The following is a 19,654-nucleotide window of genomic DNA, read 5'->3' as shown; positions in this document are numbered from 1 at the left end:
CTCCCGGCCAGGTTCGATTCGCCCATCTAGACGAACGAGCCCGCGTAACGCGGGCTACAGACGCCACCTAATAACAGTTACTGAAACGAGTGACACACTACTCGCAACGCTGTCGTGCGACTAGATGTGCCATGTCGCCCCATGACACCGATAACGCGGTAGCCGTTCTACGGAAACGTATTAACATCGTTAGAACGGAGGAGTCGATCTTTTGCAACTGTTGAATATATCGAAGCTATTTTGGTACCGCTCTCCTAGTGGTTACGTATGGCATTCACGCTGTCCGACGAACAAAAGGCGATTCGCGACGCCGTGCGCGAGTTCGGCGAAAACGAGATCAAGCCGGTCGCAGAAGAACACGATCAGGAAGGCAAGTATCCCGAAGACCTCCGTAGGACGGCTGCCGAGTACGACTTCGTCGCACCGAGTATTCCCCTCGAGTACGGTGGTGCCGGGATGGACAAGATCGCCTCGACGATCGTCACCGAGGAACTCTGGCGTGCGGACCCAGGGATCGGCTCCGCGATCGGTAGCGCCGGGTTCGGCTCGAACATGATCATGGAGTTCGGCGACGAGTGGATGAAAGAGGAGTGGCTCCCCAAGATCGCCGACGGCGAGATCGCGTCGGTGTCGATGATCTCCGAGCCCGCACACGGCTCGAACGTCGCCGGGATCGAGACGGTCGCCGAGAAAGACGGTGACGAGTTCATCGCCAACGGCAACAAGATGTGGATCACCAACGGGACCGTCGCCGACATCGGCGTCCTCATGGCCAAGACGAGCCCCGGCGAGGGCCACCGAGGCATCACCGCCTTCCTCGTCGAGATGGACTGGGACGGCATCAAGACCGAAAAGATCGACAACAAACTCGGTATCCGCGCCTCCGACCTCGCGGAGGTCATTATCGACGATGTCCGTATTCCCGAAGAGAACGTTATCGGCGAAGTCGACAAGGGCTTCTACCAGCTGATGGAGTTCTTCGCCGCCGGTCGTGCCAACGTCGCTGCCCAGGCCGTCGGCGCTGCTCAGGGCGCGCTCGACGCCGCCATCGAGTACGCGAACCAGCGCGAGCAGTTCGACCAGAAAATCTCCGAGTTCCAGGCCATCCAGCACAAGATCGCCGAAATGGCCACCAAGGTCGAGGCAGCCCGCTCGCTGACCTACCGCGCCGCCTCGCAGGTCGAGAAGAACAACCAAGACGTCGCTGCCCAGTACTCGAGCATGGCGAAGTACTTCGCGTCCGAGATCTCGGTCGAAGTCGCCGACGAGGGCATCCAGGTCCACGGTGGCTCGGGCTACGTCACGGACTACCCCGCCGAGCGCTACTACCGCGACGCCCGGATCACGAAGATCTACGAGGGCACCAGCGAGATCCAGAAGAACATCATCGCCGACCAGATCCTGTAAGCGGCTCGGTTCGACGGTCGAACGTTCGGACTTTTTTGGAGACTGCGATCGGATAGTGGACGCGTTCCAGAGCACCTTTCGAGCCCTATCTCGGCGATTACATTCGTACTCGAGTCCGAATTTGAATCTCTCACAGAATTATATAGAGACCGAAAAGAGGGAGAGGCGGTCCGGCTCGATCGTCTCGAGTCGGGCCCGATCCGGCTCGACTCAGGTCCGACCGTACTCGAGCCGACCTTACTGCTCGGGGACGCGGAACTCGACGGCCGCGCCCTGCCCGTAGCCGACGCACATCGTCGAGAGCCCGAGGCCGCCGCCCCGACGCCGGAGTTCGTGGATCAGCGTGACCGGCAGGCGCGCGCCCGAGGCACCCAGCGGGTGACCGATGGCGATCGCGCCGCCGTTGACGTTGAACGTCTCGTCGTCGAAACCGAGTTCGTCCCGGCAGTAGATCGTCTGGCTGGCGAAGGCCTCGTTGAGTTCCACGAGGTCGTAGTCCTTCGCCGAGCGGCCGTTGCGCTCCCAGATCCCGCGGACGGCAGGTACCGGGCCGATCCCCATGACGGTGGGGTCGACGCCGGCGACGTTGTGGTCCTCGATTTCGGCCATGATCTCGAGGCCGTGCTCCTCGGCGAACTCGCGGCTCGTGAGCATGACGCCGGCCGCGCCGTCGGAGATCTGGGAAGCGTTGGCGGCGGTGACGGTGCCGTCTTCTTCGAAGGCCGGCGGGAGGCCGGCGATCTTCTCTTTCGTCGTGCCCGGACGGAGCCCCTCGTCCTCGGTGACGGTGCCGTCTTCGGTTTCGATGGGGACGATTTCGTCGTCGAATCTGCCTTCTTCCGTCGCTTCGACCGCGCGCTGCTGGCTGCGCGCGCCGTACTCGTCCTGAGCATCGCGGGAGATATCGTACTCGCGAGCGACCGTCTCCGCGGTCTGGCCCATCGCGAGGCCGGCCGCGTCGTACTGCTCGGCGATCCCCTCGTAGGAGCCGATCCCTTTGCGGCGCTCGTTGCGGGACATGTTCTCGACGCCGCCCGCGACGATGGCGTCGCGCTGGCCCGCCCGGATGGCGTCGCTGGCGCTCATAATCGCCTCCGCCGAGGAGGCACAGAGCCGGTCGATCGTCGTTCCCGGGACGCCCTCGCCCAGTTCCGAGAGCAGGGCGATGACCCGCGCGATGTTGTTGCTCTGCTCGTTGACCTGCTTGGCACAGCCCCAGCGCACGTCGTCGACGTCCTCGCCGGAGAGGCCCGTTCGCTCTATCATCTCGTCGACGAGCGGCACGGAGAGCTGTTCGCTTGGCGTCTCGGCGTAGACGCCCCCGTGTTTGCCCTGCGGAGTCCGGACTGCCTGCACGATGACTGGCTGCCGATCGCTCATTGGTAGGCAGTAACTCACTCTCCGACCGTAAAGTAGCTCCGCTCTGTCGCTCGGTTTCGCGCCGCCTTTCGTCGGCTTCCCGTCGCTCGAGACGATCGTTCGGAGACGGGAGCCGCCATACGATGTCATCGCCCTCGTTTCGCCGTATGAGAATCCTTTTGACCATTTCCCCAGAGATGTCGCACATGCAAATCGCAGTGCTCGGCGCCGGAAGCATGGGACACGGAATCGCACAGGTCTCCGCGATGGCGGGCCACGACGTGGTCCTCCGGGACATCGAAGAAGAGTTCGTCGAGAGCGGCCTCGAGGGGATCCGCGAGAACCTACAGGGCGGCGTCGACCGGGACAAGCTCACAGAATCGGAGATGGACGCCGCCCTCGAGCGCATCGAGGGGACGACCGACCTCGAGGCGGCGGTCGAAGACGCCGATCTGGTCGTCGAGGCCGTGCCCGAGGACATGGACCTGAAGAAGGAGGTCTTCTCGGACGTCGAAGACGCCGCGAGCGAGGACGCCGTCATCGCCTCGAACACCTCCTCGCTGTCGGTGACCGAGATGGCCAGCGCCCTCGAGCACCCCGAGCGCGCGGTGGGGCTGCACTTCTTCAACCCGCCGCATCTGATGGACTTAGTCGAGATCGTCATCGCCGAGCAGACCGACGAGCGCACGGAGGAACTCGCGATCGACTACGTACGTGACGTAGAGAAGGAGGACGTTGTCGTTCGGGACACGGCCGGCTTCGCCAGTTCGCGGCTGGGCCTCGCGCTCGGCCTCGAGGCGATCCGGATGGTCGACGAGGGCGTCGCCAGCCCGGCCGATATCGACGAGGCGATGTCGATCGGCTACGGCCACCCGATGGGGCCGCTGACGTTGACCGACCACGTCGGGCTGGACGTGCGCCTGCACATCGCCGAACACCTCCGTGAGGAGCTCGGCGAGCGGTTCAAACCGCCGCAGTCGCTGCGCCGGAAGGTCCGAGCGGGCAAGCTCGGCAAGAAAAGCGGCGAGGGCTACTACGTCTGGGAGGACGGCGAGCGCGTCGGGATGAGCGGCGACTGGGGCGACGACGCGTAAAGCAGGCGCGCGGGTCCCGACATCGAACGACCGGCCGCCTGTCGGTCTCGGCTATCCCAACTAGTTAGGCGTTCCGCTTGTTTTGTATCCCCGCTTACAAGCCAGTACCGCCCGAGTCATCGGGCGGCGGCCCCGGGGGCGCACGTGGGAAAACGACGGGGCCACTTTCGGACTCGGTCACCACTCCCAGCATCGGAACGCCCCGCGTGCCGGCCGAGCGGTTCGAGATCCGCCGTTCGGCCACCCCAATTCGTTCTCGAGCGGACCATCGAACGTAGACGCCACGGTTCGCGACACACCCCAGTCGACGCGGCGACGGCGTGAGCGGACGGACGAACGGCGGTCGTTCGCCCGCCCTCGTCGTCGGCCTGCGATCGGTAATGCGGGCACTTTTAGCCGCCCCTGAGCAAGAAAACGGTATGTCCCTGGAGCCGAGCGCGGACCCGGCCGCCGACCGGCGCGCGAACTACGACTACCGGAGCGACGACGTCGATCGCCCGGCGCTGGTCGCGGACCTCGAAGCCCTCGTCGACTGCGAGGTCAGGGCCGACTCGTACTCCCGCGAGCTGTACGCGACCGACGCGAGCCCCTACGAGGTGACGCCGATCGCCGTCGCCTTCCCCGAGTCGACCGCCGACGTAGCGGGCATTCTCGAGTACTGCGCCGCCCGCGGGATTCCGGTTCTCCCGCGTGGCGGCGGGACGAGCCTCGCCGGCCAGACGGTCAACCGAGCCGTCGTGCTCGATTTCAGTCGGCACATGACCGAGATCCGTGAAATCGATCCCGGCGAGCGGACGGCGACCGTCCAGCCCGGGACGATCCTCGGGACGCTGAACGAGGCGCTCGCCCCCCACGACCTCAAGTTCGCCCCCGACCCCGCGTGGGGCGACAAGAGCGCCATCGGCGGTGCGATCGGCAACAACTCGACGGGCTCGCACTCCCTGAAGTACGGCAAGACCGACGCCTACATCGAGGAGGTCGAGGCCGTGCTGGCCGACGGTACCGTCACCCGCTTCGGCGAGGTCACCACGGCGGAGATCGCCGAGCGGGCCGATCCCGACGGCGATCTCGAGGGCCGGATCTACGCCGAAGTCGACCGAATCCTCACGGAGGAGGCCGATCGCATCGACGAAACGTATCCCGATCTCAAGCGAAACGTCTCCGGATACAACCTCGATCGGCTCGTCGCGGAGGCTCGCGGCGACGAGTTGCCGGGCGGCGAGCAGACCGGCGAGCCCGGCACCGTCAACCTCGCGCGCCTGCTGGCCGGCAGCGAGGGCACGCTGGCGGTCGTCACCGAGGCGACGGTCTCGCTCGAGGCCGTTCCCCAGACGAAGGCGGTCTCCTTGCTCTGCTATCCCGACCTCCACCAGGCGATGCGAGACGTCGAACCGATCCTCGCACACGAGCCTTCGGCCGTCGAGGTCCTCGACGATGTACTGCTCGACCTCGCGCGCGACACCGCCGAGTTCGGTCCCGTCGCCGAGATGCTTCCCGATGGGACCAACGCCGTCCTCCTCGTCGAGTTTTACGCCGAGGACGCCGCCCACGGGAAAGCGCAGGTCGCCGGCCTGCTCGCCGACCGCGTGCCGTCGGCGACGCCCACGGGCGAACCGGCCGCCGACGCGGCGAAAAGCGAGGCCGAGACGCTCGCCATCGAGGCGCTCGAGGCCTACGACGACGCTGAGCGCGCGAAGCTCTGGAAACTACGCAAGTCCGGGCTCCCAATCTTGCTCTCGCGGACGACCGACGCGAAGCACATCTCCTTCATCGAGGACACCGCGATCCCGCCCGCCCGGCTCCCGGAGTTCGTCGAGCGCTTCGAGGAGATCCTCGAGGCCCACGACACCTACGCCAGCTTCTACGCCCACGCTGGCCCCGGCGTGCTCCACGTCCGGCCGCTCGTGAACACGAAGACGGAGCTCGGGCTCGAGCAACTCCACGGTATTGCAGACGACGTGACCGATTTGGTGGTCGAACTCGGTGGCTCGGTCTCGGGCGAACACGGCGACGGCCGCGCCCGGACCCAGTGGAATCAGAAGCTCTACGGCGACGAACTCTGGGAGACGTTTCAGGGCCTCAAGACGGCGTTCGATCCGGACTGGCTCCTCAATCCGGGGCAGGTCGTCTTCCGCGAGGACGACCCGACGGACCTGCGTGAACACCTGCGGTTCTCGCCGGACTACGAGTTCGAGACGGGATTCGAGCCCGAACTCGAGTGGGACAACGACAACGGGATGCAGGGCATGGTCGAGCTCTGTCACGGCTGTGGCGGCTGTCGCGGCGAGCAGTCGACCACGGGCGGCGTGATGTGTCCGACCTACCGGGCCAGCCGGGAAGAGATCACGGCGACTCGCGGCCGCGCGAACGCGCTCCGGCAGGCGATGAGCGGCGATCTAGCGCCCGACGAGGCCGTCTCCGACGAGTTAGTCGAGGAGGTGATGGACCTCTGTATCGGCTGCAAGGGCTGTGCCATCGACTGTCCGAGCGAGGTCGACATGGCGAAACTCAAAGCCGAAGTGACCCACGAGTACCACCAGCGAAACGGCGCGACGCTCCGGGACCGGCTCTTCGCCAACGTCGAACCCCTCTCGAGGTGGGGCTCGCGGCTCGCGCCGGTTTCGAACGCCCTGCCGAAGGTTCCGGGCGCGCGCAAGCTGCTCGAGGCCGTCGTCGGGATCGATTCGGGCCGGCCGCTGCCGACGTTCCGCGCGGAGACGTTTCGGGACTGGTTTCGAGAGCGAGGCGGCTCGCGGATCGGCGAGGCGGCAGCCCGGCGGACGGCCCTCCTCTACCCCGACACCTTCACCAACTACAGCAATCCCGAGGCCGGCAAGGCGGCCGTCCGCGTCCTCGAGGCCGCGGGCGTCCGCGTCGCCGTCCCCGACGACCTCGGCGACACCGGCCGGCCGGCCTTTTCGAAGGGGTTCCTCGAGACGGCGCGTGACGCGGCCCGCGAAAATGTGACAGCGCTCGCGCCGCGGGTCGAGGACGGCTGGGACGTGGTCGTCATCGAGCCCTCCGACGCGGTCATGTTCCAGTCGGACTATCTCGACCTGCTCTCGACGGAAGCGGCGGAGACGCTGGCGGGGGCGACCTACGGCGTCTGCGAGTACATCGATACCTTCCGTCTGGACGAGGAGATCGACTTCGACCCCGCGGCGGTCCAGCAGGACCTCACGTACCACGGCCACTGCCACCAGAAGTCCGTCGCGAAAGACCACCACGCCGTCGGCGTTCTCCGGCGGGCCGGCTACGCCGTCGACCCGCTCGATTCGGGCTGTTGTGGCATGGCCGGCAGCTTCGGCTACGAGGCCGAACACGCCTCGATGAGCGATGCCATCGCCGAGATCCTCTACGAACAGGTCGACGACAGCGACGGCGACCGCGTCGTCGCACCCGGCGCGTCCTGTCGCACCCAACTCGAGAACCGTCCGGGAGCCAGCACGGAGCCGCCGACGCCGATCGAGGTCGTCGCCGAAGCGCTCGAGCGGAGACGATAGCGCCGTTGACGCGTCGCTATTCGACGCGTCATCGCTCGCGAGACGACCGTGAAATCGACCGATGGCGCACTATCTGTCGCTTCGAAAGAGCGAAATCATTTATTAGGGATGTCGACAAACCACGAGACGCTTCCGGCGACGGAAGCTGCTGTGTGAGGGTCAGAACGGTAGGTGGTGAACGACCCTCACACATAGCGCACCTCGCGGTGCAGTTCGCCCATTCTCGCCCTGATCTAAAGAGACTATCCCCTGTTAATTTGGTCATTGTTGAACAATCGCAATGGATGATCGGTCTCGCGGCCGCCGACGGTTCAACGGTCAAACTGCCGATTCGGAACCGCGGTCAGATGCCGACCAGTTCGTCGTAGCGCGCGCCCGTCTGTTTCAGCGTCTCAGTCGAGTAGAGCCGCTCGTGGTCGACGGGGAGGTAGTCCGCGGCCAGTTCGTCGATCTTCTCGTCGACGGCCTCGGGGTCGCGGCCGTGAATCATGGTAAAGAGGTTGTACGACCACTCCTGATCGGGTCTGCGCGGTCGGTGATAGCAGAGCGTGACGTAGGGCAGGCCGCCCGCGCGCTCGCCCCACTCGTCGAGGCGGTCGTCGGGGACGTTCCAGACGACCATGCAGTTTGCGTCGAAGCCCGTCACGACGTGGTTGACGACACAGCCGATGCGCTTGAGACAACCGTTCTCGAGCAGGCGCTCGACGGCCGCGAGCACGTCCTCGACGGCGTATCCCAGCCGCTCGGCGACGTCCCGATACGGCGTCGCCGACAGGGGAAAGCCGTCCTGAATCTCGAGCAGCAACTCGGCCTCGAGCGCGGAGAGGCCGCCGGTCGCCGCCTCGCTGATCCGAGTCGCCGAGGCGTCGGTGCGCTGTTCGAGCGATTCGCGCGCGAAACGGTCGGCGTTGACCACCGGGAACTCGAGGTCGATGTAGTAGTCAGTCAGCATCGGGAGGTTCAACACGGCACAGCCGGTTCGCTCTTCGATCTCGGCGAGGATCTCGTCGCGGGTCTCCCGCGAGCCCGCGGTGACGACGAACCACATGTTCCACTCGTGGTCGCGGGCGTAGTTGTGGTTGACCTGCCGGTACTCGTTGACGATCGCCGCGACCTCGTCGAACCGCTCCTCGGGGGCCTGCACCGCGGCGAGCGTCGACGAGCCGATGACGGGCGGGTTGAGGACGGCACCGAACCGGCGGACGACGCCCGCCTCCTTCAGGTCGCGAACGCGGTCGACCGCGGCCGACTCCTCGAGGCCGATCTCGGCACCGACGCGGCGGAACGGTCGCTCGACGACGGGGAAGCCGCTCTGATAGCCGTCGATCAGCGCCGCGTCCGCGTCGTCGATGGCCTCGCGCCAGTCCCCCGACAGGCTACTCATTGATTGCTCTAGGGAGAAGGGGCCCGTATCGTTTTCGGGTCGGCCCGGATACCGGGAACGGTCGGTTTTTTCGGTTCCACCGTCCATCGGCTCGAAACCCGTCGTTTGACGGGCGAACGTCCGCCGGAAGCGGGAGGCTTTTGCGCGATCCGCCCCAACGCTTGCACGATATGGCGCAGGCAACCCAGGAATTCGGCGACTGGCCGCTCGAGCGGCTGATGACCGAGGTCGTCGGCTCCGGCCCGAAGTCGGCCGACGACATGACCCGCGAGCAGGCCCGCGACGCCTTCCAGCGCATTCTGGCGGCCGAACCCGACCCGACCACGCTCGGCGCGTTCTGGCTGGCCAACCGCTGGAAGCGAAACAACCCCGAGGAGCTGGCGGCCTACACCGACGTCATGCGCGAGGAATCGGTCGTCACCGCCGAGCCGAACTGCGAGCCGGTCGACTGCGGGGCCAACTACGACGGCAAGCACACCTCCGCCGTCCTCGGCGTGGGTGCCGGTATCGTCGCCGCCGCGGCCGGCACCCCCGTCGTCGTCCACTCCGGTGACCGCGTCCCGACCCAGAAGGCGACGGCCTACAAACACGTCCTCGACGAACTCGACGTTCGGACGGAGATAGAGCCCGCCGAGAGTGCCGACATGGTCGACGAGACCGGCTTTGGCTTCTACTACCAGCCCGCGTTCAATCCCGGGATTCAGGACCTCTACGACCGGCGCGATCGGATGGGCGTGCGCACGTTCGTCAACACGATCGAGACCATCGCCAACCCGGCGAACGCCGACGTCCACCTCGGCTCGTTCTACCACCTCGCGTTCGCGAAGAAGCTGAGCGACACGCTGGCCGAGAGCGAGCGACTCGACTACTCGCGGGCCATCTTCTTCCAGGGAATGGAGGGGTACGACGACATCCGACCCGGCTATACGAAAGTCGCCGAGTGGAACTCGGGCGAGGACCTCGAGGACTACGAGATCGAGACCGCCGAGTACGGGATGGAGATGGAAGCCGAGGACCTCGAGGTCGAGGACGTGACTGCCGACTCGGCGACGATCACCGAGGACGTCCTCGCCGGCGACCGCGAGGACCACTTCGCCGACGCGATCGCGTTGAACGGCGCGTTCCGGATGTACGCCCGACAGGACGTGGATAGTCTCGAGGATGGCCTCGAGCGGGCCCGCGAGGTCATCGCCGACGGCAGCGCGGCAGCAGTGCTCGAGGAGCTACGGGCCTTCTGAGAGGGGCGTCGGCGCTCGAGTGCTCGCCTCCGGCGGCGGCCGGTTGTTCGGGGCGACGAACAGTGTACCTTTTTGATCGTTGCCCGTGACCACCGTGCATGGACGAATCACTCGACACCGTCCTGGTAGAGTACGACGAGGACAGCGGCGTTGGCACGCTCACGATGAACCGGCCGGACGCGCTGAACGCACTGAGCGCCCAGTTGCGCGAAGACATCGTCGCCGGCCTCGAGTTGCTCGAGGAACAAAACGAGGGCGCCGACGGCGTCGCCCTGCGCGCGGTGGTGCTCGAAGGGGCCGGCGAGAAGGCCTTCTGTGCCGGCGCGGACATCGGCGGCTTCTCCGACGAGTCGTCCGGCGGCTCCTCGGCCCGGTCTCACTACGACTTCATCCGGGACTTCCCGGCACCGGTCATCGCGAAGATCGACGGCTACTGTCTGGGCGGCGGCTTAGAGACCGCGCTGGCCTGTGACTTCCGGCTGGCGACCGAGAGTTCGACGTTCGGCTTCCCGGAGGTCAACCTCGGCATCCTCCCCGGCGCCGGCGGCGTCCAGTACGTCACGAAGATCGCGGGCCCCGCCGTCGCGAAGGAGCTGGCGATGACCGGCGAGCACATCTCGGCGGCGCGCGCGGACGAGGAGGGCATCGTCAACCACGTCTACGACGACGACGAGTTCGAGGACGCGGTCGACGAGTTCGTCACCGACCTCGCCGGCCAGGCCCCGCTGGCCATCCAGTCGATCAAGAAGTCCGCCGACATGGCGGTTCACAGCGGGCTCGAGGAGGGGCTCGCCTACGACAGCTCCCTCTTCGCGGAACTGCTCAAGACGGAAGACCACGCCGAGGGCGCAGCCGCGTTCGGCGAGGACCGCGAACCCGAGTTCGAAGGGAAGTAACGGGACGAGTTGGGCGACCGACGTCTCACTCGGCCGATTTTTCGGCCTGCGGTGGCGCGCACTGTCGGTCGGCCGAACGATAGTGAAGGCGGCCGATGATACTGCGCGAGGTCTTCGTGAACGGAGTGAACGAAGGCCTGGAAGACGCGAAGCGTCTTCCTTCGGATGAGCGAGCGTCGCAAGCGAATCGGCTGGGGAGGGCGTGGTCCCCCCGTGTTGCCACGATAGCAGCGCGCGTTTTCTTGGTCACGGATACTCGTCGAACGGTGTTTAGAACTGACGAGTAAGAGCGTCCTGCTATCGTGGCAACTAGGGATTCCGCGTCCTCCCCAGCCGATTCGCTCAGTCACTCCGTTCCTTCGCTCATCCCTCGCGCAGTATCGAACCGCAGTTCGCTCGTCGCTCACTGCGGTTCAGCGCGCGCCACCGCATACCGATTCATCGGTCGGAGACTGACGGGACTCCCCAACAGTTGGCGAAACGGATCTTTCAGTCCCACTCCTCGCCGAGGCCGGCCAGCGAGAACGGACCAACGGGGAGGTTGTAGCCGTCCTCGAGGGCCTTGTCGACCTGCTCTTTCGTGGCGATGCCTTCGTCGACGATCTTCTTCGCTTCCTCGCGCATGGCCGCGTGACAGCGGTTGGCGAGGAAGCCGTAGGAACCGGGGTCGTCGTCGATGGTGACGCGGGTCTTGCCGAGTTCGTCGACAAGTTCCTCGGCGCGCTCGACGACGGCCTCGTCGGTTTCGGGTGCCTGGACGATCTCGACCATGTCCATGACCGCGACCGGGTTGAAAAAGTGGGTCACCGCGACGCGGGAGGGGTCGTCGACGGCGTTGGCGATCGACGTGACCGCGAAGCCGCTCGTGTTCGAGTACAGCGGCTGGTCGTCGGTGACCTCGTTTAGGTCGCGAAAGACCTGCCCCTTGATGGCGAGGTTCTCCGTCACTGCCTCGATGACGAAGTCGGTACCGTTGGTGGCCTCGTCGAGATCGGTGGTGAACGTCAGCCGGTCGAGGACTTCCTGTTTTTCGTCCTCGGAGAGATAGCCGCCTTCGACGGCGTCGTTCAGTCCGTAGTTACCCGAGACGATCCGTTCCTCGGCCTCCTCGGCTAACTCCTCGTTGATCTCGCGGACCGAGACCTCGTAGCCGTTGCGTGCGAGTACCTGTGCGATACCGGCGCCCATGATGCCGCCACCGACGACGGCTGCACTCTTTTGTGCCATGACACCATCCTTCACGAGAATCAACTTAATTCTTGGTAACCCGGCGGAACGAACGCTGTCACCGGCATCCGCCGCCCCCGGAGGTATCAGCTCCCCGAAAGATACTTTGCCGAGATCGTGGTGAGTCATTGCATGGCAATCGGACGGTACCGGGACGCGCCGGCGGAGATGGACGACATCGAACGGGAAGTGGCCGCGGCACAGTACCCGGAAGGTGGGCTCGTACTCGGGCTCGGCGTCGGGATCGTACTCCCGTTGCTGACGCTCGAGGCGCTGCTTCTCGCCGCGCCCGTGCTCTGTGGCGTCGCCGGGTTCGCCGCTGGCCGGCGGCTTCGCGACCGCGAGATCCGTCGCCGACGGGCCGAGCGGGCCGACGGGAGATGAGCGGATCGACGGAGAGCGGGTCGGAGACGCTCTCCTCGAGCATCGGCATCGTCGGCGTGCTGGCGCTGCTGGTCGGCAACGCGATCTCGGTGCCGATATTCGTCCTGCCGGGACCGCTGGCGGGGGCCGCCGGTCCGTCGGTCGTGCTGGCGATCGTGTTGGCAGCGATTCCGGCGAGTTTCGTCGTCCTCTACAACGCGTTGCTCGGCTCCGCGATGCCGGTCGCTGGCGGGCTGTACGTCTACATTTCCCGGCTTACGGCCCCCTACTGGGGATTTCTCGTCCCCGCTACCGTTCCCCTGGTCGCGTGGGCATCGCTGCTCGTGACGGCGACCGGCTTCGCCGAGTACACTCGTATCTTCTTCGACGTGCCGTCGATGGTGTTGATCTACGTCCTGCTCGGCTTCGTTCTCCTCATCAATCTGATCGGCCTCAGGCTGGTCGCGCAGGTGCAACTCGTCTTCTTCGCCGGGCTCGTACTGGTGTTGTTGACGTTCATCGTGCCCGGCGCGACCGCCGTCGACGCGGCCAACTACGCGCCGTTCTTCCCGGATTACGGCGCGTTCGGGCTCGCCGTCGTCGCGCTGTTCTACCCGTTCCTCGGCTTCGGGCTGCTGGTCGAACTCGGCGAGGAGATCGACGATCCCCGACGGACGATCCCGCTCGTGCTGGGGCTGGGAATCGGGATCGTCGCGCTGTTCTACGTGGCGCTGATCGCTGTCCTCGTCGGCGTCGTTCCGTTCGCACAACTGGGCGGCGAGGCCGACCTCGCGCTCGCCGCCTCGAGATTTCTCCCGTGGTGGGGCGAGTACGTCGTCGCCGCGGGCGCGATCTTTGCGGTCGTCACCACGGTCAACACGACGCTGCTGGTTTTCTCCCGGACGCTCATGCGCGCGAGCCGCGACGGCATCCTTCCGGGGGCGTTCTCGCGGATCCATCCCCGGTTCGATACACCCCACTACGCCGTCGCCGTCCTCGGTGTCCCGCCGTTCGTACTCGTTCCACTCGCGAACGAAATCGTCGGCCTCTCCGTCTTTATCGGACTGGCCAGCCTCACCGCGTACTTCTTCTGTGCGATCGGCCTCTGGAACCTCCCGCGGGAGTTCCCAGACCACTACGCCAATGCGCCGTTCCGGCTCCGGCGCTCGCGCGGTCTCCTCGCGGCGGTGATCGGCGGCGCGCTCGTCACCGGTGCGTTCTGGGTCGTCACGCTCCTCCAGCGACCCGTCGTCGGCGTCGTCCTCGTCGGCTGGTTTGCCGTCGCGTACTGCTACTACCGCTACCGTCTCGGCAAGACCGACCGCGTCGAGACCTATCGGACGATGACCTCGCTCGAGGGCCACGAGCGCGTCGACGGGGACGCGACCGACCGCGGCGGAGACTGAAATCGCTCGAGTGACCGTCGTGCGTGCGAGCGGATATCATAGCGACCATACATTTAATAGTTCGATCGGCGTCTTTGGTATATGGCAACGGAGTACACGCCAACGGAGATGATGGATCGGGAGTCCAGATCGAACCGGTACTATCGGAACGCGGTCGAACGCCACTGGGACCCCGGCGAGATCGACCTCGAGCGAGACGTCGAGAACTTGCTCGAGTATATCGAGGGAGCGGAGGAGTACGATCGGGAGTCGTGGTACGGCACGCTAAACGGCATCGCGAAGTTCGGCGCGGGCGAGGACGCGGTCACCGAGGACCTCGCGCCGCTTGGTGCAGTACTCGATAACATCGACGATCAGCTGTTCCTGACGACCCAGCTGTACGAGGAGGCAAAGCACGCGGACTTCTTCGACCGGTACTGGCGGGAGGTGATCTGGACGGTCGAGGACGAACTGGGCTGGGAGCGATCGAACCCGCGCCACGACAGGTGGTTCAACGATCCCTACATCGAACTCTTCGACCGGAACCGAAAGGCCCAGTTCCGGCTGCTCGAGGCGGACACCCCCGAGAACCGGGCAAAAGCCTACTGCCACTACCACCTCACGGTCGAGGGCATCCTGGCACAGACCGGCTACTACGGGATGCAGACCTCCTACGGCGGCGAGTTCGAGGAGCTACCGCACCTGCCGGGGCTGGTCGAGGGCTTCACGAAGATCCGCAGCGACGAGGGCCGCCACGTCGGCTTCGGGATGAACCAGCTCAAGAAGCTCATCGCCGAAGGCGTCGACCCCACAATTATCGAGGAGACGGTCGACGAGCTCCTCCCGCTGGTCCAGGGGATCACCGAAGACGAGCGGTTCCAGCCCGACGATCCCGACGAGCGCGTCGGTCTAGAGGAGGGGAAACTCGCCGCCTACGCCGTCGACAAACACACCGACCGGATGCAACAGATCACCGACGCCGCGGCCGACATCCCGGACGTCGACGAACTGGTGTCCCTCGAGGGCGACGACTGACGACGAAGCGACGGCGGGTCGTCGGGAGATCCCTCGAGCGGCGGGCGGGTCGTCGGGCGATTCGCCGAACGGCCGCGACGGTAGGCTTTTGGAACCCGCCAGAGACGTGATAGCATGCGACTCGATTCGGTGCGGATACTCGATCTGTCGCGGCTCCTGCCGGGGCCGTACGCGACGCAACTGCTCGCCGACGCGGGGGCGGACGTGGTGAAAGTCGAGGACACCGACGCGGGCGACTACGCCAGATACTCGCAGCCGACGACCGAACGCGGCGTCGGCGGCCTGTTCGACGGCGTCAACCGCGGCAAGCGAAGCGTCGGGCTCGACCTGAAATCGGAGGGGGGCCGCGAGGCGTTCTACCGGCTCGTCGCGGAGGCCGACGTGGTCTTCGAGCAGTTCCGGCCCGGCGTCGCCGAACGCCTCGAGATCGACTACGAGACGCTGCGCGAGTACAACGAGGAGCTGGTGTATTGCTCGCTATCCGGCTACGGCGGGACCGGTCCCTACGCCGAGCGCGCAGGCCACGACTTGAACTACGTCGGGGTGGCCGGCTTACTCGATATGACCCGGGAGGACGAGGAAATGGCCCCGCAGATCCCGGGCTATCAGATCGGCGACTTGGGCGGCGGGCTGTTCGCTGCCTTCTCGATCGTCGGCGGACTGCTCTCGCGCGAACTCGGCAACGGCGGCGAGTACGTCGACGTGGCCATGACCGACGTGGTCGCCTCGTTCTCGCAGGCCGTCGCCCACGACGCGCTCACCGGCGGCGACCCGCGACCCGGCGAGACGACCCTCACCGGCGCGGTCCCCTGGTACGATGTCTACGAGACCGCCGACGGGCGCTACGTCACCTTCGCGGCGCTCGAGCCGAAGTTCTGGCAGGCCTTTTGCGAGGAGACCGACCGCGAGGACCTCGTCGATCTGCACGGAACGGACGACCCGGCCGAACTGGAAGCCGTCCGCGAGGAACTCGAGGCCCTGTTCGCGAGCCGGTCGCGGGACGCCTGGCTCGACGAGCTGAGCGACGAAACGATGACCGGACCGGTCTGTACGCCGGCCGAGGCCGTCGAACACCCCCAACTCGAGGCCCGCGGGCTGGTCGAGCGGCCCGACGACGCGCCGCCGCGGGTCGGCTTCCCCGCGGTGGGGTCGAACGTCCCCGAGAGCCACGACGAGTCGGTGCCTGACCACGGCGAGCACACCGACGACCTGCTCGCCGAGGTGGGGTACGACGAGGGCGAACTGGCCGCCCTCCGCGACGCCGGGTCGATCCTGTGAGACTGTCTGCTGTCCGTACGAGCGCCGACGCGGTCGACGCGCTCGGTGTGTTCGACCAGATAGTCGCTGACTCGGTTCGCCGCGGCAGCGAGTTCAGCGACGGTGTACGTCTCGGTCTCGCCGCACTCGAAGTCGCGGATGTGGAGTCCCGTATCCTCGGAGTCGGCGTGACGGCCCAGCGCCTCCTCGGCGATGTTGAGCGACGCCTCGTCGCCGACGTGGACGTGCCCGTCTCACCCCATCCCCGACTCGTACCGGTCGTCGACGGCTTCATGTATGCTATCATCTGTCATCACCTACCGCTCCACGACCGCGTGTATAGTTTTTCGGCTACGTTGACAGGACGACGCTGGCGAAATGTAGCCGGTGGTCACGGGAGCGATCGTCTCCGAATACCGTGCTGAGCGCGCGAACGGGACGGTAACGATCCCCGAAAACGAGTTCAAGAGGCGACATCGACCCAAACCATAAGTCGCTGGACAGAATCACTGCAGACGGCCATGATGGGTGCCCAGTTAACACTTGACAAGATGCTCGAGCGGGCGGTCGACCTGTTCCCCGACCGGGAACTGGTGACGAAACTGCCCGACGGCAGCACGCACCGATACACGTACGCCGACGCGTACGAGCGGATCAACCAGCTCGCGGGCGCGCTCGACGACCTCGGGCTCGAGGAAGGAGACCGGGTCGGCGTCGTCGCGACGAACCACTATCGACACTACGAACTCTACTTCGGCCCCGCGTGTTCGGGGCGGTCGATCCACATGTGTAACATGCGGCTACCCGATCACCACTTCGTCCACACGATCGACGACGCCGAGGACCGCGTGATCTTCGTCGATCCAGGGCTCATCGAGAAGGTCGAGGCCAACGCCGACGACCTCGAGACCGTCGAGCAGTACGTCGTCCTCGACGACGAGGTGCCCGAGACGAGCCTCGAGCCGGTGACCGACTACGAGTCGCTACTCGAGGGCCAGTCGACCGACTACGAGTGGCCCGACCTCGACGAGGACGCGGAGTACGGGATGTGCCACACCTCCGGGACCACGGGGCTGCCCAAGGGCGTCGCCTACTCCCATCGGGCGATGTTCCTCCACAGCATCATGGGCGGTCACACCGACGCCAACGCGATCAGCGAGCGCGACACCGTGCTCCCGGTCGTCCCGATGTTCCACGCCAACGGCTGGGGAATCCCCTACGGCGCGACGCTCGTCGGCGCGAAGCAGGTCTTCCCCTCGGTCCACACCGATCCCGAGACGATCGCCCGCCTGATCGACGAGGAGGACGTGACGTTCTCCGCCGCGGTGCCGACCATCTGGCTCGAGATGGCGGAGTTCTTGGACGAGAACCCCGAAGTCGACATCTCGAACATCGACCGGCTGACGGTCGGCGGGTCGGCGCCGCCCGAATCGCTCATCCGGAAGTACGACGAGGAGTACGACGCGCCGATCATCCAGGGCTGGGGGATGACCGAAACCTCGCCGCTGGGCTCGCTCAGCACGCTCCGCAAGGAGGTCGCGGAACTGCCCAGCGACGAACAATACGAGTACCGCGCGAAGGCGGGGCTGCCCGTGCCGGGCATGCAGACCCGCATCGTCGACGACGACGGCGAGGAAGTGCCCGCCGATGGCAAGACGATGGGCGAACTGCTGGTCCGCAGCCCCTGGGTGACCGACGGCTATCACAACCGACCCGAGGAAAACGAGCAGTCGTTCACCGACGACGTCCCCGCGAGCGACACGAGCGGGGAGTCGGCGGACTCGTCCGCCGGAAGGTACCTGCGGACCGGCGATATCGCCACCCGCGACGAGATGGGCTACATCGACATCGTCGACCGCGACAAGGACGTCATCAAGTCCGGCGGCGAGTGGATCTCGTCGGTGCAACTCGAGAACGAACTCATCGCCCACGAGGGCGTTCGCGAGGCGACGGTCATCGGCGTCGACCACGAGCGCTGGCAGGAGCGCCCGCTCGCGGTCGTCGTCCCGACCGCGGACGCGGACGTCGACGAAGACGACCTCGAAGCCCACCTCTTGGAGACGTTCCCCTCGTGGTGGCTGCCCGACGAGTATCGGTTCATCGAGGAGATTCCCAAGACCTCGACGGGCAAGTTCGACAAGAAATCGCTGCGCGACGAGTTCGACATCGTCCTCGAGGCCGAGGACGACGAGCCCGCGCCACACCAATAAGTACGCGGAATGAGAGAGTCCACCATGGGAGTAAACACCACCGGCGGCGTGAGTTTCGACACGGACGAGGAGACCGAACTGATCCTCGATAGCATCGACGAGTTCGTCGAGCGCGAGGTCGAGCCGATCGTCGAGGACCTCGGCGACACCTATACGAATCCCCGAAAGGGTCACCACGAGAACGGTCGCTGGACCGACGAGCTGCTCGAGGCCCGCGAGGAGATCCGGCGCAAATCGGCCGAGGCAGGTTTCTACGCGATGAACCTGCCCGAAGACGCGGGCGGCGACGGGATTTCGCCAGTCACCTGGTATCGAGCGAAAAAGCACCTCGCGACCCACGGCGGCGGCCTCGAGCGCTACGTCCTCGCCGGCCCCGAAGGCCCGAAGCCGCTGCTCTTACAGGCCGAGGGCGACCAGCGCGAGAAATATCTCGAGCCCGTGGTCCGCGGCGAGAAGTCGACGGCGTTCGGTCAGACCGAGCCCGGCGTCGGGTCGGATTCGCCGAACATGGAGACCACTGCCGAAAAGAGCGAGGCGCGGAGCGCCTCGGAACGGAGCGGCGCAGCCGCGGAGAAGGACGGTGACGAATGGATCATCAACGGGCGCAAGCAGTGGATCACCAACGCGCCATACGCGGACTTCATCCAGCTCTTCGCGCGGACCACGCCCCAGAAGGAGGTCGGCCGTTACGGCGGCATCACCTGCTTCATCGTCGAGGCAGACGAGTACGAGATCGGGTCGTACAACAACGCCGTCGGCGCGGAGGGGTCCCAGGCCGAAGTGATTCTGGATGGCGTGCGCGTCCCCGACGACCGCGTCCTCGGGGAGGTCGACGAGGCCTTCTACGCCGCGATGGAGTTCCTCTCGCTGGGCCGACTCGAGCTCGGCGCCGAGGCCGTGGGGTACTCGGAGTACCTACTCGAGGAGGCCGGCGAGTACGTCACCGAGCGCGAGGCGTTCGGACGATCGATCGGGAACTTCCAGCAGGTCTCCGCCAAGCTCGCGAAGGGGCGGGCGAAGACCTACGCGGCCGACGCGGCGGGGCTCAAACTCGCCTGGAAGATGGCCGAAGGCGAGCGGACGATCATGGACTCGTCGGTGCTGAAGTGGTTCGCGACGAACGTCCTCTGGGAGGTCGCCGACGCGGCCGTGCAGGTCAACGGGGCCAACGGACTGGCCGAGGAGAGCCCCTACATGGACCTGGTCCACCAGGCGCGCATCCTGCGGATCGTCGAGGGGACCGACGAGATCCAGCTGAACACGATCGCGAAGTCGATGGGGATCACGGACTGACTC

15 protein-coding genes are annotated in these 19,654 nt (G+C 66.0%); 12 read left to right on the top strand and 3 right to left on the bottom strand.

The window, feature by feature from the left end; translation table 11 throughout:
• Nucleotides 1-267 precede the first annotated feature (267 nt).
• The gene (locus NKH51_RS16720) at nucleotides 268-1,407 is read left to right on the top strand and encodes an acyl-CoA dehydrogenase family protein (RefSeq protein WP_254762804.1); all 1,140 of its coding nucleotides are present in this window, start codon (nucleotides 268-270) and stop codon (nucleotides 1,405-1,407) included.
• Nucleotides 1,408-1,644: 237 nt separating this feature from the next.
• Here NKH51_RS16720 and NKH51_RS16715 read toward each other — a convergent pair whose 3' ends face one another.
• The gene (locus tag NKH51_RS16715) at nucleotides 1,645-2,787 is read right to left on the bottom strand and encodes a thiolase family protein (RefSeq protein WP_254762803.1); all 1,143 of its coding nucleotides are present in this window, start codon (nucleotides 2,785-2,787) and stop codon (nucleotides 1,645-1,647) included.
• 185 nt (nucleotides 2,788-2,972) lie between these two features.
• Here NKH51_RS16715 and NKH51_RS16710 point away from each other — a divergent pair, with 185 nt between their 5' ends.
• Nucleotides 2,973-3,860, top strand: coding sequence for a 3-hydroxyacyl-CoA dehydrogenase family protein (locus NKH51_RS16710; protein ID WP_254762802.1), 888 nt, complete (start codon nucleotides 2,973-2,975; stop codon nucleotides 3,858-3,860).
• A gap of 419 nt (nucleotides 3,861-4,279) precedes the next feature.
• Complete coding sequence (locus NKH51_RS16705) at nucleotides 4,280-7,363, top strand: FAD-binding and (Fe-S)-binding domain-containing protein (RefSeq protein ID WP_254762801.1); 3,084 nt, start codon at nucleotides 4,280-4,282, stop codon at nucleotides 7,361-7,363.
• Between the two features lie 343 nt (nucleotides 7,364-7,706).
• On the opposite strand, the gene ahbB is transcribed toward NKH51_RS16705, so the two are convergent.
• Entirely contained in the window at nucleotides 7,707-8,747 is a 1,041-nt protein-coding gene (gene ahbB / locus NKH51_RS16700; RefSeq protein WP_254762800.1) for a siroheme decarboxylase subunit beta, read from the bottom strand.
• A 170-nt stretch (nucleotides 8,748-8,917) separates the two neighbouring features.
• On the opposite strand from ahbB, the gene NKH51_RS16695 reads away from it, so the two are divergent.
• Together NKH51_RS16695 and NKH51_RS16690 are read left to right on the top strand one after the other, a co-directional pair.
• A complete protein-coding gene (locus tag NKH51_RS16695; RefSeq protein ID WP_254762799.1) occupies nucleotides 8,918-9,985 on the top strand; it encodes an anthranilate phosphoribosyltransferase in 1,068 nt (355 codons plus the stop codon).
• A 98-nt stretch (nucleotides 9,986-10,083) separates the two neighbouring features.
• Nucleotides 10,084-10,881 (top strand): enoyl-CoA hydratase/isomerase family protein, encoded by a 798-nt coding sequence (locus NKH51_RS16690; protein ID WP_254762798.1) that lies wholly within the window; start codon nucleotides 10,084-10,086, stop codon nucleotides 10,879-10,881.
• Nucleotides 10,882-11,370: 489 nt separating this feature from the next.
• On the opposite strand, the gene NKH51_RS16685 is transcribed toward NKH51_RS16690, so the two are convergent.
• The gene (locus tag NKH51_RS16685; RefSeq protein ID WP_254762797.1) at nucleotides 11,371-12,108 is read right to left on the bottom strand and encodes a 3-hydroxyacyl-CoA dehydrogenase family protein; all 738 of its coding nucleotides are present in this window, start codon (nucleotides 12,106-12,108) and stop codon (nucleotides 11,371-11,373) included.
• A gap of 132 nt (nucleotides 12,109-12,240) precedes the next feature.
• Between NKH51_RS16685 and NKH51_RS16680 the strand changes: the two genes are divergently transcribed.
• From NKH51_RS16680 to NKH51_RS16650, 7 genes are all read left to right on the top strand, one after another.
• Entirely contained in the window at nucleotides 12,241-12,492 is a 252-nt protein-coding gene (locus tag NKH51_RS16680; protein WP_254762796.1) for a hypothetical protein, read from the top strand.
• Nucleotides 12,489-13,877 carry an APC family permease gene (locus NKH51_RS16675; RefSeq protein WP_254762795.1) on the top strand — a complete coding sequence of 463 codons (1,389 nt, stop codon included), beginning with the start codon at nucleotides 12,489-12,491 and terminating at the stop codon, nucleotides 13,875-13,877. Before NKH51_RS16680 ends, NKH51_RS16675 begins: the two co-directional genes overlap by 4 nt.
• Before the next feature lie 81 nt (nucleotides 13,878-13,958).
• Nucleotides 13,959-14,891, top strand: coding sequence for a ferritin family protein (locus NKH51_RS16670; protein ID WP_254762794.1), 933 nt, complete (start codon nucleotides 13,959-13,961; stop codon nucleotides 14,889-14,891).
• Nucleotides 14,892-15,005: 114 nt separating this feature from the next.
• Nucleotides 15,006-16,169, top strand: coding sequence for a CaiB/BaiF CoA transferase family protein (locus NKH51_RS16665; RefSeq protein ID WP_254762793.1), 1,164 nt, complete (start codon nucleotides 15,006-15,008; stop codon nucleotides 16,167-16,169).
• A complete protein-coding gene (locus tag NKH51_RS16660) occupies nucleotides 16,166-16,573 on the top strand; it encodes a hypothetical protein (protein ID WP_254762792.1) in 408 nt (135 codons plus the stop codon). The genes NKH51_RS16665 and NKH51_RS16660 overlap by 4 nt, the downstream gene beginning before the upstream one ends.
• Before the next feature lie 99 nt (nucleotides 16,574-16,672).
• A complete protein-coding gene (locus tag NKH51_RS16655; protein WP_254762791.1) occupies nucleotides 16,673-18,358 on the top strand; it encodes a long-chain fatty acid--CoA ligase in 1,686 nt (561 codons plus the stop codon).
• Nucleotides 18,359-18,382: 24 nt separating this feature from the next.
• Nucleotides 18,383-19,651, top strand: a complete 1,269-nt coding sequence (locus NKH51_RS16650; protein ID WP_254762790.1) for an acyl-CoA dehydrogenase family protein — start codon at nucleotides 18,383-18,385, stop codon at nucleotides 19,649-19,651.
• Nucleotides 19,652-19,654: the final 3 nt, after the last annotated feature.

The organism is Natrinema marinum (assembly GCF_024296685.1).
GTDB classification, from domain to species: Archaea; Halobacteriota; Halobacteria; order Halobacteriales; family Natrialbaceae; genus Natrinema; species Natrinema marinum.
Note: the sequence above shows the minus strand (reverse complement) of the source record. Positions and strands in the feature narration are given on the sequence as shown.